This window comes from Nocardia sp. XZ_19_385 (genome assembly GCF_015355755.1).
GTDB lineage: Bacteria > Actinomycetota > Actinomycetes > Mycobacteriales > Mycobacteriaceae > Nocardia.
This window is the reverse complement of sequence record NZ_JACVEE010000002.1, coordinates 96780-109777: the sequence shown is the minus strand read 5'-3', so window position 1 is coordinate 109777 and position 12998 is coordinate 96780. Positions and strand designations below refer to the sequence as shown.

Below are 12998 nucleotides of genomic sequence, written 5' to 3'. Positions count from 1 at the left end.
CCTTTTCGTCGTAGTCGATCAGGACAGCGCGTCGGCCTGGGCATTGCGGTGTACAGAGAAGTACGTCTTGTCGTGGGGCAGTAGCCAATTCGGACCCACGAAGAACTGTTCGGCGGTCTCCTCACCGAAGGCGAGGTAACGCAGATAGGCCACCGCGGTACCGCTGGACAGATAGGCGTCGAGCCCGTCGACCGGCGAGAAGTGACTGACCCCACGGGCATTCGCGATCCAGGCCGGTGCGGCGAAGGTCAGGTTGTACTGCCACCAACGCACCCAGGCGAAGTCGGGGACTACGAAATCGTTGTAGCCGGTGAGGAACAGCGTCGGTACGCCTATCAGCGAACCGACCGCCAGCGGTCCGGGTTCGATGGCCAGCACGCCCGCCACCCGGAGCGCCGGATCGATGGCCGCGGCGACGCGTGGAAACAGCGTCCCGGCTTGCAGCGCCGCCTGGCCGCCGGCGGAATGTCCGCCGAACACGGTGCGACCCAGGTCGATCTTGTTGTACAGCGGGGATTTCGGATCCTGGTTGGCGACCATCGCTGTCGCGACGCCGAGTGCGGGCACGTAAGCGAGCGAGTTGATGTAGTCGTAGGGGAGCGTCACGACGAAACCGTGGCTGACCCACTGGCGCGCCAGCGCGTCGTACATACCCGGATTGGAATTGATCCCGCCGGTGAACACCAGCAGCGGTGCGTTCGTCAGGTCGGCGATGTCGGCCGGGTAGTAGGTGTTCACCCCGATCGGCGACTCCAGCCCGTTCGGGAACGCCTGGGTACAGGTCAGGTCGTCGCGATTGCCGAACAGGTGCACCACGACGTGCTGCACCATCCCGAACACCGATTCCTGGCAGGGGTTGGTCCGCACGGTGGTCGCGACCGGATGCGGTCCGGTGTTGTTGAACAGGCTCTGGGCGGTGGTGCCGGGGGCGATGTCCTCGGCGTCGGCGGTTCCGGCCGAGGCGCAGACCGCCACCGCGGTCAACGCGACCGCCGTCGCTGTGCGCAGACGTGCGCGAAAGCTCATACCCAGGACCACCTTGTCCATTGCGCCCGGCCGGGCTCCTCGTATTGTGAAACCATTCGGTCTCGAATTATGGAAGATACCTGGGAGTGGCCTGCGACACAATGTGTGCGCGCCCAAACCGGTTCGGCGACACGCCACAAGAATGGTTAGCCGTGAATTTGCTTCTGACTCACGGGTATTCGGCACCGGGGCCGATGCGGGGACGAAGCTGGGGTGGTTGCGGGGGCACCGCCGAGGCCCCTGCCGGACATTCGTCCAGTTCAATGCCGGTTCCGGCTCGGCGACGCGGCACGCGGGCGAACGCTACCTGTCGGTCCGTGTTGATAGCATGGCCTTTCTAGCCGACCGGATGCGGGCAGCGAACCGGAATGCCACCGCGAGAGAGTCCTTTCCATGCAGTTTGAAATCGTCGAGCGGGACGAGACGTGGGTCGCCGGTCTGCCGGTCCGCAGCCCCAAGCGCGCGCTCGGAGAACTGCGCGACCATGATCTCGAAGCGGCCTGGGCAGCGGTGCTGCACCAGGATCTCGGCGGTCCGCTCGCCAGTGCCTTCACCGACTACACCGGTGAGCTCGGCACCTACAACACCCAGATCGTCGGGTATCAGTGCAGCTCCTTCGACGAGGTCACCCGCGGTCACCTGGTGGCCCGGCTGCCGCGCGGCACCTACGCCCGCTTCTCCTCGGTCGGCAACTTCCCCCAGGTGATGACCGACCTGTGGACCCAGATCGCCTACGCCGAGGAACACAAGCGAATCAGGCGCACCTACACCGGCGATTTCGAGTGCTACCCGCACGCGTACAAGATCGAGCTCTACCTCGCGGTCGAGGCATCATGACGTACACCATCGCGGTGCGGAACGCGGCGATCTACGGCGGCCTGGTGGTGCCCCGGGTGCGCCCCAGCTTCAAGGTCAGCAACAGCGACCTGATCGAGTTCCTCAAGGACCGGCTGCGCGAACGTTCCGGCGACAAGCAGCCGATGTACACGGTGTACGTGCCGGATCCGGCAGGCAACTACAACGCCATCGTGAGCTTCGAATACCGTGCGCCGGAAGAGATTCCGGTCGGCGACCTGCTCGTGCAGGTGCCCAAGGGCGTCTACGCGCGGTTCGAGCCGAACGGCGATTACCACGATCCGGTGGAAGACGTCTGGGCCCAGGTCGACGACGCGACGGCGTCCGCCGAGATCACCCGCGCCTACCGGGAAGAGATCGAGATCTGGCGCGGCCCGCAGTCGGTCGAGCTTTTCATCTCGATCCTGATCTAGTTGCGGAAAGTTAACCCAATCGGAACCGACTGGTCGCTAAATTCCGCACTTTGCTCCTTCATCATCGTCTGACCTGCGGGAATTTCCGATCACCCGATTAGTTTTCGGAAGATTAGCCAGACGCCTGGTCAATTCCTGTTGTATGACGGATACTGCCCTAGGCAAACTTGTGCTGACCTCGGCAGCCATGGATCGGAGGACGTGCGCACGCATGAACGGTGACCCTGGTCCCGGTGTGGACTATCGGCCGCTGACCCTCGACGAGTCGGCACCCCACGATGCACCGATGCTCGCGCAGCTGCGCAAGTCGCCCCGGATCCGCATTCTCGATCTGCGTGATGTGCTGCGCGTGGAACTCGGCAAGATCACGAACCCGGTCGCCGAGGAGCCCTCGGACCGCTGGGTGTACTACCCGTGGCGGCGCACGGTGGTCGGCCTGCTCGACGAGGTGTCCTACCGCGCCATCCGCCTCGACCGCAACCGCAACAAGCTCACCCGCGAGGAACAGCAGCGGCTGAGCGAGCAGCGGATCGGCGTCGTCGGGCAGAGCGTCGGCCATGCCTGCGCCTACACCATCGCCCTCGAAGGCGCCTGCGGCATGCTGCGACTGGCCGATTTCGACGAGATCGAACTGTCCAACCTGAATCGGGTGCCGGGCAACATCTTCGACATCGGCGTCAACAAATCGATCGTGACCGCGCGCCGCATCGCCGAACTCGATCCGTACCTGCCGGTGGAGGTCCGCACCTCCGGCGTCACCGAGGACTCGGTGGACGAATTCCTCACCGGGCTGTCCATCGTCATCGAGGAATGCGATTCCCTCGACATCAAATTCGCGGTCCGCGAAGGCGCGCGCCGGCACCGCATCCCGTTGCTCATGGAGACCAGCGACCGCGGCCTCTTCGATGTCGAGCGCTACGACCTGGAACCCGGACGGCTCCCGTTCCACGGCCTGCTCGGGGCGACCACCGGCGCGGATCTGCGCGGCCTGACCACCAAGGACAAGGCGCCGCACGTCATGCGGATCCTCGATCCCGGCGAGTTGTCCGCGCGGATGGCGGCGAGCCTGGTCGAGATCGACGAAACCGTCACCACCTGGCCGCAGCTCGGCAGCGAAGTGCAGTTGGGCGCGGCCATCGTGGCGGCGGCGGTACGGCGAATCGGGTTGGGGCTCAAGCTTTCCTCCGGCCGCGTGCGCGTCGATCTGGAGCACGGGCTGGACGCGCTGGCCGAGCCGGAACCGGTCGAGGAGACGGCGCTCGACGGCGGCGGGCCGGTCCCGGACGCCACGGCGGCCACGCCGGTCGCGCGGGTGCTGGAATGCGCGCAACGCGCCCCGTCCGGCGGCAATACCCAGCCGTGGGTGCTGCGTGACGACGACGCCGGACTCCGGATGGATCTGGTGCGAACCCGCTCGTCGGCCCTGGATATCGGCTATCGCGGCAGCGCCGTCGCGATCGGCGCCGCCCTGCACAATGCTCGCGCCGCGGCCGCCGCGCACGGCATGCTGGGACCGCACCGAATCCTCGAAGACGATGCCAGCGCACTTACGGCACTGCTCGAGTTCGGCTCCGGCGACGATGCCCTGCTGGCCCGCGACTACCCAGCCGCCCTCTCCCGGGCGACGAACCGGCGCCTGGGCAACGGTGCGGCAATCTCCGATCAGGTGCTTGCGAGCCTGGCCGCGGCTGCCGCCGCCGAGGGCGGGACCGTCCGCCACGTCACCGGCCGCGCCGATATCGACCTGGCCGCCGATCTGCTCGGCAACTCCGACCGCATCCGCTATCTCACCCCGCGCCTGCACGAGGAACTGTTCGCCGAACTGCGCTGGCCGGGCGAAGATCCGCTTACCGGCATAGACGTCCGCAGCCTCGAACTCACCCCCGTCGAACAGGCCAAGATGCGGATGGCCCGGCGCTCGGACGTGATGGCGCGACTGCGCGAATGGTCGGCGGGCACCGCCCTCGGCGAATACACCCGGGACCGGGTGGTCTCCAGCTCCGCGGTGCTCGCGGTGACCCTGCCCTGCCCCGAGCACACACCCGGCCTCACCGACTACGCACGGGCCGGTGCGGCCGCCCAGCGGGTCTGGTTCGAGGCCGAACGCCGGGGCCTCGCCGTGCAACCTGTCTCGCCGGTGTTCCTCTACGCACGGCAGCATGCGGAGTTGATCGCGATTTCCCCCGATTTCGCGGATACACTGACTTCACTTCAGGGCCGTTTCCTGGACCTGCTGGGAGTGCCTGAGCATGAGATCATGGCATTGGTGCTTCGCCTGAGCTACGCGGCAGCAGCCACGGTCCGCAGCAGGCGGCTCCCCTTCGGGGCGGGCCTCCGGCGGGGACCGGAAGCCTCGGGCGCGGGCGACCGCAGCTAGCACGATCGGAGACAGGGTGCCTCGCCGAACGCTCGACTCGTTGGTGACCGAAGTCGCCGCCGAGTTGATGGGCGTCGACGCCACGACCATGGTGGCGGCGAGCGAACGCGTGCTGGCCAAACTGGTCGAGCATTTCGACGTCGACTTCAGCTATCTGCGTCATACCGAACGGCAGCGCCGGGCCACCGTGCTGATCGCGGAATGGCCGCACCGCGCCGAGGTTCCCGACCCCGACCCGCTGAAGGTCGTCTTCTTCGAGAACGCCGACTCGGTGTTCCGCGAACTCGAGCACGCCGTCGAGCCGATCATCGTGCGCCCCGACGTGCACAGCGCCGACTATCAGGAGACGATCCGGCGCTCCTCCGGAATTCCGACCGTCGCGATGGCCGCCGTGCCGCTGATCTCGCGCGGTGAATCCACCGGCGTGCTCGGCTTCATCAAACAGGGCGACCGGGACTGGAGCACGCGAGAACTCAACGTGCTCAAGGCGATTGCCGCGCTGTTCGCGCAGGTGCAGGCGCGGGTGGTGGCCGAGGAACGGTTGCGCTACATCGCGCTGCACGACGATCTGACCGGGCTGGCGAACCGGCGGGCGCTGCTCGAGCACATGGAGGAGCGCCTGCGGTCCGGCGCGCCCGGGCCGGTGGCGGCGCTGTTCCTGGACCTGGACCGGTTGAAGGCGTTGAACGACTTCCTCGGCCACACCGCCGGGGACAATTTCATTCGCACCCTGTCCTCGCGGCTGCGCGAGAACCTCGACGGGCAGGACATGATCGCCCGGCTGGGCGGCGACGAGTTCGTCATCGTGCCCGCGAAACCGATGGACGCCGTCGCCGCCGAGCTGGAGGCGACGCGGATTCAGCAGTTGATCGGGCGGCGGGTGACCGTCGGCGGCGAGTCCGTCAGCCGCGGCGCGAGCGTCGGTGTGGCCGTGGGGATTCCCGGCGAGACCACCGTCGCGGATGTGCTGCGCCGTGCCGACCATGCCCTCCTGTCCGCGAAATCCGGTGGGGGCAACGGGGTCGCGGTGTTCACCGACGCCATGCGCGCCCAGTTCGAACTGCAGGACGACGTGGAGTTGAACCTGCGGGGCGCGGTCTCCGACGGGTCCCTGCTGCTGCACTACCAGCCCGAGGTCGACCTGCGGACCGGGCGGATCGTGGCGCTGGAAGCGCTGGTCCGATGGATGCACCCGACCCGCGGCCTGCTTCCGCCCGCCGCCTTCGTCACCGTCGCCGAAGCCACGAATCTCGCTGGGGAACTGGGCCGCTGGGTGATTCGCTCGGCGTGCGCGCAGTTCGCGGAATGGCGCAGACGCGGTCTCGCCTCCAATGTCGTCATGCGCATCAACGTTTCTCCGGTCCAGCTGGTCAGCCTGGATTTCGTCGAGCGCATCGAAGACATCCTGCGCCTGTTCGGCATCGACGGCAGTTCGGTCTGCCTGGAAATCACCGAACACGTTGTGGTGCAAGACCTCGCCCGCACCCAGGTCACGCTGCGCGGCCTCAAGCGCATGGGCGTGCAGATCGCGATCGACGACTTCGGCACCGGGTACAGCTCGCTGTCGCACCTGAAAGCGCTGCCGGTGGACGCGGTGAAGATCGACCGCGGCTTCGTCCAGCGCCTCGGCGCCAGCACCGACGATCTCGCCATCGTGAAATCGATTATCGGCCTGGCCGGTTCCTTCGGTCTCGGCGTCGTCGGCGAGGGCGTGGAAACCGCCGTTGCCGCCCGAACACTGGTCGGCCTGGGTTGCTATCGCGCGCAAGGCTTCCTGATCGCCCGTCCCATGCCTGCCGACGAAGTCGAAGAGCATCTCGCGATCGGCCGGATCCCGCTGGACCTGGAACTCCCGCGGGCCGGGCGCGGCACCGTCCGCTGACCCCAGCTCGGCAGCTTCAACCACCGAGCCCGGACCATTGCGAACGGCTCTTTTTCTCCTGTTCACTCTCCGTTGCGCGGTACAGCCCCCGCGAACCCCACATCCGTTGAACGATCGTGGAGTGCGCATAGTGCAGCTGGCGAACTTCTACGGACCACGCTCGGGCGGACTGCGCACCGCACTGCATCATCTCGGCGAGGGCTATACCGCGGCTGGTCACGAGGTGGTGCTGATCGTCCCCGGCTCGCGTCGCACCGAGGAGATCCTGCCGAGCGGGGTTCTGCGGATTACCTTGCCCGCCTTGCCGATTCCCTGGACCGGGGGCTATCGCGCCGCTGATCCACGCCGGGTCGCGGACGTGCTGTCCGGGCTCCGGCCGGACGTCCTGGAAGTCTCGGACCGCCTGACGCTGCGTGGCTTCGGCCGCTGGGCACGCAAGCGTGACGTGACCGGCGTGATGATCTCGCATGAGCGCCTCGACCGCCTGCTCGGTCAGATCATGCCCCGCTCCGCCGCCCGCCGTCTCGCCGACCTGGCCAACCGCCGGACCGCCGACGACTACGAAATCGTGGTGTGCACAACCGATTTCGCCCGCGCCGAATTCGAACGTATCGGCGCGCCCAACGTCGAACTGGTCCCGCTCGGGGTGGACCTGGAGCTGTTCAACCCGCACCGCCGCGACCGCCGACTACGCGCCGACCTCGGCGTCCCCGGGCACCCCCTGCTGGTGCACTGCGGCCGCCTCTCAGTGGAGAAACGGGTGGACCGCAGCATCGAGGCCATCAGCGAACTCCGCAGGTCCGGCTCCGAGGCCCGCCTGATCATTGCCGGCGACGGCCCCCGCCGCGAAGCCCTGGAGCGCCGCGCCCGCTCGATCCCCACCCTCACCTGCGGCCTCCCCGCCATCCACTTCACCGGCTTCATCACCGACCGCTCCATGGTCGCGAAACTCCTCGCCACCGCCGACATCTCCCTCGCCCCCGGCCCCCACGAAACCTTCGGCCTCGCCGCCCTCGAAGCCCTCGCCGCCGGCACCCCGGTCATAGCCAGCCGCTCCTCCGCCCTCGCCGACATCGTCACCCCCGCCTGCGGCGCCGTCGCCGCCGACGACCCCTCAGCTTTCGCCCACGCCGTCACCGAAGTCCTGGCCCTCCCACCCGCCCAACGCCGAAAAGCCGCCCGCACCAGAGCAGAACAATTCACCTGGCCCCGCGCCGTCAACGGCATGCTCGCGGTCCTGGGGCGGTAGCGACCCCAATATTGGGGGGTGTGGCTGGTGGGGAATTCGGCGTTGGGGGAGGTGTGGGGCAGTAGCCTCCGGGGAAAGTGAAACGGCTATGAGAATGGAGTCGCGGTGCGCGGGTTGGGGCAGCGGCGGGGTGGGCGGACCGGGGTGCGGGGGGCGAAGACTTTGGTGACCGGGGCGGCGAGTGGGATCGGGCGGGCGACCGCGGTGGCCGCTGCTGAGGCGGGGGCCGAGTTGGTGCTCACCGATATCAATGGGGTGGGGCTGGAGGAGACCGTTGCGTTGATTCGGGGTGCGGGTGGGGTGGTATTGGCCAGTCGCGCAATGGATATCACCGATTACGAGGCTGTGAAAGCGTTTGCCGACGAGGTGCATTCCGGGCCGGGCAGTCTCGATATCGTCATGAATGTCGCCGGTCATTCCATTTGGGGGACTGTGGAGAATCTGGAGCATCAGCATTGGCGGCGGATGGTCGAGGTGAATCTGATGGGGCCGATTCACGTGATCGAGAGCTTCATTCCGGAGATGGTGCGGGCGGGTAAGGGTGGCGCGCTGGTGAACGTGTCGTCGGCGGCGGGGTTGATCGCGTTGCCGTGGCACGCGGCCTACAGCGCAGGCAAGTTCGGGATCCGCGGTGTTTCCGAGGTGCTCCGATTCGACCTGGAGCCGCACGGGATTTCGGTGCACCTGGTGGCGCCGGGGGCCGTGAACACGCCGCTGGTGCGCACCTTCGAACTGGTCGGCATCGACAAGGACGAGCCCCGAGTCGCCCGGCTCACAAAGGAATTCACCAAGCACGCGGTGGAACCGGAGCGGGTGGCGCAGGCGATTCTCAAAGGCATCGAACGCAATCGGTTCATCGTCTACACCTCGCCGGATATCCGCTTCGGCTACTGGTGGGCCCGGAAATTCGCGCTCCCATACGAATTCGTGATCCGCCGGATGAGCGCGCGGTTCAGCCGGTTGCTGGCTGCGTCCCGGGCTGGCAGTTGACGGCGGGTTTCCCGGGCGGGCAATTGATGTGGGTGTCGAGGACGACGGCGCCCGGTCCCTGCGCGCCGAGCTGATCGCGTTCGTTCACCAGTTTGCAGCTGCCCAGCGACAAGCAACCGCAGCCGATGCAGCCGGTCAGGTTGTCGCGCAAGCGAGTCAGCTGCGTGATGCGGTCGTCGAGGTCGCTGCGCCAAGTGGTGGACAGCGTCTCCCAGTCGCGGCGGGTGGGGGTGCGGCCTTCGGGGAGTTTGTCCAGGGCTGCGCGAATTTCGCTGAGCGGTATGCCGACTCGCTGCGAGATGCGGATGAAGGCAACGCGCCGCAACGTTTCTCGCGCGTAGCGGCGCTGGTTGCCGCTGGTCCGGCGGCTGGTGATCAGGCCCTCGCGTTCATAGAAGTGCAACGCGGATACCGCGACTCCGCTACGCTCGGACAGCTGCCCGGGGGTCAGCTCCTTTGTTCGCCAATCGGCTGTCGTCATGCACGCTCCTCCATTCACCTAAACAATACTTCAGGTTAGGGTGGGCTGGGGCCGGAATCGGCGGAGCCGCCGTGAACCGCACGACATCCGCGCGAATTCCGTGCTCAGCGGCCTCCGGCGAACTACGGTCGGACCATGGGAGCAGACGCACAACCCCGCGGAGCCGAATCTCGGCTCGGCGTGACCTCCGAGGTCGGAACCTTGCGCACGGTGCTGCTGCATCGGCCGGGCGACGAACTGCGGCGGTTGACACCACGCAACAACGACCAACTGCTGTTCGACGGCATCCCCTGGGTGGAGCGCGCGCAGCAGGAACACGACACGTTCGCTGGAGTGTTGCGTGACCGTGGGGTCGAGGTGTTGCTGCTGTCGGATCTGCTCGCCGAAACCCTCGAGGTCAGCGGCGCGGCGCGGATCCAGGGCATCTCCTCGGCCGTAGACGCCCGCAAGCTCGGCCACCAGCTCGCCGACGAGCTCGCGGCCTACCTGCGCGGAGTCCCGGCCAAGGATCTGGCCGACCTGCTGATGGCGGGCATGACCTTCGACGAGCTACCCTTCGGCCCGGACGCCGCCTCGCTGGTCCGCCGGATGCACCACGGCGGCGACTTCGTCATCAGCCCGCTCCCGAACCTGCTGTTCACCCGGGACTCCTCGTTCTGGGTCGGGCCGCGAGTGGCGATCACCTCGCTCGCGCTGCCCGCCCGGATGCGCGAAACCTCGCTCACCGACCTCATCTACGCCTTCCACCCCCGCTTCCTGGGTGTGCGCCGGGCCTACGAATCGCACACCGCCCCCATCGAAGGCGGTGACGTGCTGCTGCTCGCCCCGGGCGTGGTGGCCGTCGGCGTCGGCGAACGCACCTCGCCGGCGGGCGCGGAAGCGTTGGCGCGCAGCCTGTTCGACGACGATCTCGCGCACACCGTGCTGGTGGTGCCGATCGAGCAGAACCGCGCCACCATGCACCTGGACACCGTCTGCACCATGGTCGACACCGATGCCGTGGTGATGTATCCGGCGGTGCGGGACACCTTGCAGGCCTTCACCATTCATCGCGAAGACGACGGCGCGGTGAGTATGCGCGGGCCTGACCCGTTCCTGCCCGCGGCCGCGGAGGCGATGGGCATCGGGAAGCTGCGGGTCATCGACACCGGGCTCGACGGCGTCACCGCCGAACGCGAGCAATGGGACGACGGCAACAACACCCTCGCCGTCGCGCCGGGCGTCGTCATCGCCTACGAACGCAACGAAATGACCAATGTGCGGCTCGCCGACGCCGGGATCGAGGTGCTCCAGATCCCCGGATCGGAGCTCGGGTCCGGGCGGGGCGGTCCCCGCTGTATGTCCTGTCCATTATCTAGAGATGCCGTGTGAGCGTGCCATGTCCACTCTTTCGATCGACCACGATTCTTCGGTTCCCCCGTACGAGCAGCTGCGACTCGGGGTCTTGGCCCAGGTCCGTTCGGGGGAGTTGACCGCGGGCACCAAGATCCCGACGGTGCGGGCGCTGGCGGCGCAGCTCGGCCTGGCGCCGAACACGGTGGCCCGCGCGTACCGCGAACTCGAAGCGGACGGGGTGCTGGAAACCCGGGGCAGGCAGGGCTCGTTCATCGCCTCCTCGGGCGATCCGACCCGCGACGCCGCCGGACGTGCGGCGACCGATTACGTGGCGGCTATCCGCCGGCTCGGCGTCGATGACGAAACCGCTTTGCGCTACATCAAATCCGCGCTCGAGGCCTGATCTCAGCGCCAGCTGGGCAGCCACAAGTGGTCGTGCCAGTTGGTCGTGGTGATCGGCAGCGCCGTCAGGATCGGCCACAGCCAAATGAAGTTCGCGATCACCACGCCCAGATACAAACAGATCGTGAGCAGCCCGAGACTGCGCCGCTCGTTCGGCAGGAACGTGCCCGCCGGGGAACGCGGAATCGCCGACCGCGATCTGGGCAGGACGAAATCGCGGGCCGGACCGAGGATGTCGCCGAGAACCAGCGCCACGCCCATCATCAGGAACGGCGCCAGCGCGACCGCGTAGAAGTAGTACATCTGCCGGTCGAGGGTGAGGAACCAGGGCAGCAGCGCCGCACCGTAACCGGTGAGCACCGCGGCGTAGCGCCAGTCCCGCTTCACGAGGGTGCGCCACGCCATCCAGCCGAGCACCGGGAACGCGATCCACCAGATGGCGGGCGTGCCGATCAGCATCACGGCCTTCACGCACTGCGATGCCCCGCAGCCGGTGACGTTGGTGTCGGCGTAGTAGTAGAGCATCGGCCGCAACCCCATCGGCCAGGTCCACGGCTTGGATTCCCACGGGTGATGGTTGCCTGCCGAATTGGTCAGTCCGTCATGGAAATTCAGCGATTCACCGCTGTAGAACCACAGCGAGCGCAGCGCGTCGGGCAGGAACGACCAGGGCCCGCCGGTGCCGATCTGGTTGCCGACCGCGTACCGGTACACCCCGTCCTCGCTGGCGAACCAGCCCCAGTAGGTGGCGAGATACACGCCGATCGGGATCAGCACGATCGCGTAGAGCGCGGGCCCGACATCGCGCACGATCGTGCCGATCCAGGGCCGCCGCACCCCGTAGGCCCGCCGCGCCGCCACATCGAAGAACACAGTCAACAGGCCGAACGCGACGATGAAGTAGATGCCCGACCACTTGGTGCCGCAAGCCAATCCGAGCAGCACGCCCGCACCGAAACGCCACCAGCGCACACCTAGTCGCGGACCCCATTCGGTCGCGGAGATGCGACCCTGCATGTCCACCAGCGCCATGCGTCTGCGCACGTCGTCGCGGTCGACTATCAGGCAGCCGAACGCCGCGGTCACGAACAGCGCCATGAAGATGTCGAGCATGCCGATCCGCGAGGACACGAACAACAGTCCGTCGGCGATCGCCAGAATGCCCGCGATCGCGCCGATCAGCGTGGACCGGGCCATCCTGCGCACGATCCGAATCAGCAACAGCACCAGGATCGTTCCCGCCAGCGCCGCGGTGAACCGCCAGCCCCACCCGTTGTACCCGAACATCCACTCGCCGATGGCGATCATCTGTTTGCCGACCGGCGGATGCACCACCAGCCCGTACCCGGGGTTGTCCTCCACCCCGCCCCCGGTCAGCATCTGCCACGCCTGCGGCGCGTAATGCTTCTCGTCGAAGACCGGCGTCCCCGCATCGGTCGGATAGTTCAGCATGGTGAACCGCGTAACCGCGGCGATCACCGTCAAGAACGCCGTAACCAGCCAGCCCCGCACGGTATCGGTCGGCCCGAAATCCGGAGACGGTCGCAGCGGCGCGGGACTCGACCACGAAGGCACGATCCCGAACGGTGCGGTCGCGCGGGAGGTCACCTGGGTCACGCTCCGATGTTATGCGGTCCGGCGGACAAGGTCGCGCACCGGCAACCGCGCCGCCGCCCACAATCCCCACCACCTGGCAGTTCCGCAACCCCACCCCAACCCCACCAAGATCAACAGGACTCCACGGCGGATGCCTCTCACGAAATGCCGCCCGCAATCCCTGATGATCTTGGCAACGCGCCGCCCTACCGAATTGCCCCCAGCCTCAAGATCATCAGGCCCTGGTGGCGGGCAGCACTCGCGAAACGCCGCCACAGAAGCCTGGTGATCTTGATCGGAGGCAGGGTGCTGGGTTCGGGGCGTTGGGGTGTGGGGGTGGGCAACTAGGCTCGGGGCTGGTTCGGTGTGTGCCGGAGGTGATGGTTCAGACG

Annotated in this window: 11 protein-coding genes; 8 read left to right on the top strand and 3 right to left on the bottom strand. The window is 67.3% G+C overall.

What is annotated here, in order from left to right; genetic code table 11:
* Positions 1–18 precede the first annotated feature (18 nt).
* Complete coding sequence (locus IBX22_RS13245; RefSeq protein WP_194815883.1) at positions 19–1026, bottom strand: alpha/beta hydrolase; 1008 nt, start codon at positions 1024–1026, stop codon at positions 19–21.
* 393 nt (positions 1027–1419) lie between these two features.
* Between IBX22_RS13245 and IBX22_RS13240 the strand changes: the two genes are divergently transcribed.
* The 6 genes from IBX22_RS13240 (at position 1420) to IBX22_RS13215 (ending at position 8792) form a co-directional block, all read left to right on the top strand.
* On the top strand, positions 1420–1863 hold the full coding sequence (locus IBX22_RS13240) for a GyrI-like domain-containing protein (RefSeq protein ID WP_194815882.1): 444 nt from the start codon (positions 1420–1422) through the stop codon (positions 1861–1863).
* Positions 1860–2294, top strand: a complete 435-nt coding sequence (locus IBX22_RS13235; protein WP_194815881.1) for a GyrI-like domain-containing protein — start codon at positions 1860–1862, stop codon at positions 2292–2294. Before IBX22_RS13240 ends, IBX22_RS13235 begins: the two co-directional genes overlap by 4 nt.
* A 211-nt stretch (positions 2295–2505) precedes the next feature.
* Complete coding sequence (locus IBX22_RS13230) at positions 2506–4671, top strand: Rv1355c family protein (RefSeq protein ID WP_194815880.1); 2166 nt, start codon at positions 2506–2508, stop codon at positions 4669–4671.
* Between the two features lie 67 nt (positions 4672–4738).
* Positions 4739–6553, top strand: coding sequence for a bifunctional diguanylate cyclase/phosphodiesterase (locus tag IBX22_RS13225; RefSeq protein ID WP_194817658.1), 1815 nt, complete (start codon positions 4739–4741; stop codon positions 6551–6553).
* 121 nt (positions 6554–6674) lie between these two features.
* A complete protein-coding gene (locus IBX22_RS13220) occupies positions 6675–7802 on the top strand; it encodes a glycosyltransferase (RefSeq protein ID WP_194815879.1) in 1128 nt (375 codons plus the stop codon).
* Between the two features lie 105 nt (positions 7803–7907).
* Entirely contained in the window at positions 7908–8792 is an 885-nt protein-coding gene (locus tag IBX22_RS13215; RefSeq protein ID WP_309234598.1) for an SDR family oxidoreductase, read from the top strand.
* Here the strand turns inward: IBX22_RS13215 and soxR are convergent.
* Entirely contained in the window at positions 8755–9273 is a 519-nt protein-coding gene (gene soxR, locus IBX22_RS13210) for a redox-sensitive transcriptional activator SoxR (protein ID WP_194815878.1), read from the bottom strand. The two genes, IBX22_RS13215 and soxR, sit on opposite strands and share 38 nt — an antisense overlap.
* A 135-nt stretch (positions 9274–9408) precedes the next feature.
* Here soxR and arcA point away from each other — a divergent pair, with 135 nt between their 5' ends.
* Entirely contained in the window at positions 9409–10644 is a 1236-nt protein-coding gene (gene arcA / locus IBX22_RS13205; RefSeq protein ID WP_194815877.1) for an arginine deiminase, read from the top strand.
* A 7-nt stretch (positions 10645–10651) separates the two neighbouring features.
* On the top strand, positions 10652–11011 hold the full coding sequence (locus IBX22_RS13200; RefSeq protein ID WP_194815876.1) for a GntR family transcriptional regulator: 360 nt from the start codon (positions 10652–10654) through the stop codon (positions 11009–11011).
* Positions 11012–11013: 2 nt separating this feature from the next.
* Here IBX22_RS13200 and IBX22_RS13195 read toward each other — a convergent pair whose 3' ends face one another.
* Positions 11014–12627, bottom strand: coding sequence for a phospholipid carrier-dependent glycosyltransferase (locus tag IBX22_RS13195; RefSeq protein ID WP_194815875.1), 1614 nt, complete (start codon positions 12625–12627; stop codon positions 11014–11016).
* Between the last annotated feature and the right edge of the window lie 371 nt (positions 12628–12998).

Bases quoted from the DNA above. Each gene is read 5' to 3' on its own strand.
- IBX22_RS13235 (WP_194815881.1), top strand. From the start codon at position 1,860: ATGACGTACACCATCGCGGTGCGGAACGCGGCGATCTACGGCGGCCTG.
- soxR (WP_194815878.1), bottom strand. From the start codon at position 9,273: ATGACGACAGCCGATTGGCGAACAAAGGAGCTGACCCCCGGGCAGCTG.
- IBX22_RS13245 (WP_194815883.1), bottom strand. From the start codon at position 1,026: ATGAGCTTTCGCGCACGTCTGCGCACAGCGACGGCGGTCGCGTTGACC.
- IBX22_RS13225 (WP_194817658.1), top strand. From the start codon at position 4,739: ATGGGCGTCGACGCCACGACCATGGTGGCGGCGAGCGAACGCGTGCTG.
- IBX22_RS13200 (WP_194815876.1), top strand. From the start codon at position 10,652: ATGTCCACTCTTTCGATCGACCACGATTCTTCGGTTCCCCCGTACGAG.
- IBX22_RS13230 (WP_194815880.1), top strand. From the start codon at position 2,506: ATGAACGGTGACCCTGGTCCCGGTGTGGACTATCGGCCGCTGACCCTC.
- arcA (WP_194815877.1), top strand. From the start codon at position 9,409: ATGGGAGCAGACGCACAACCCCGCGGAGCCGAATCTCGGCTCGGCGTG.
- IBX22_RS13240 (WP_194815882.1), top strand. From the start codon at position 1,420: ATGCAGTTTGAAATCGTCGAGCGGGACGAGACGTGGGTCGCCGGTCTG.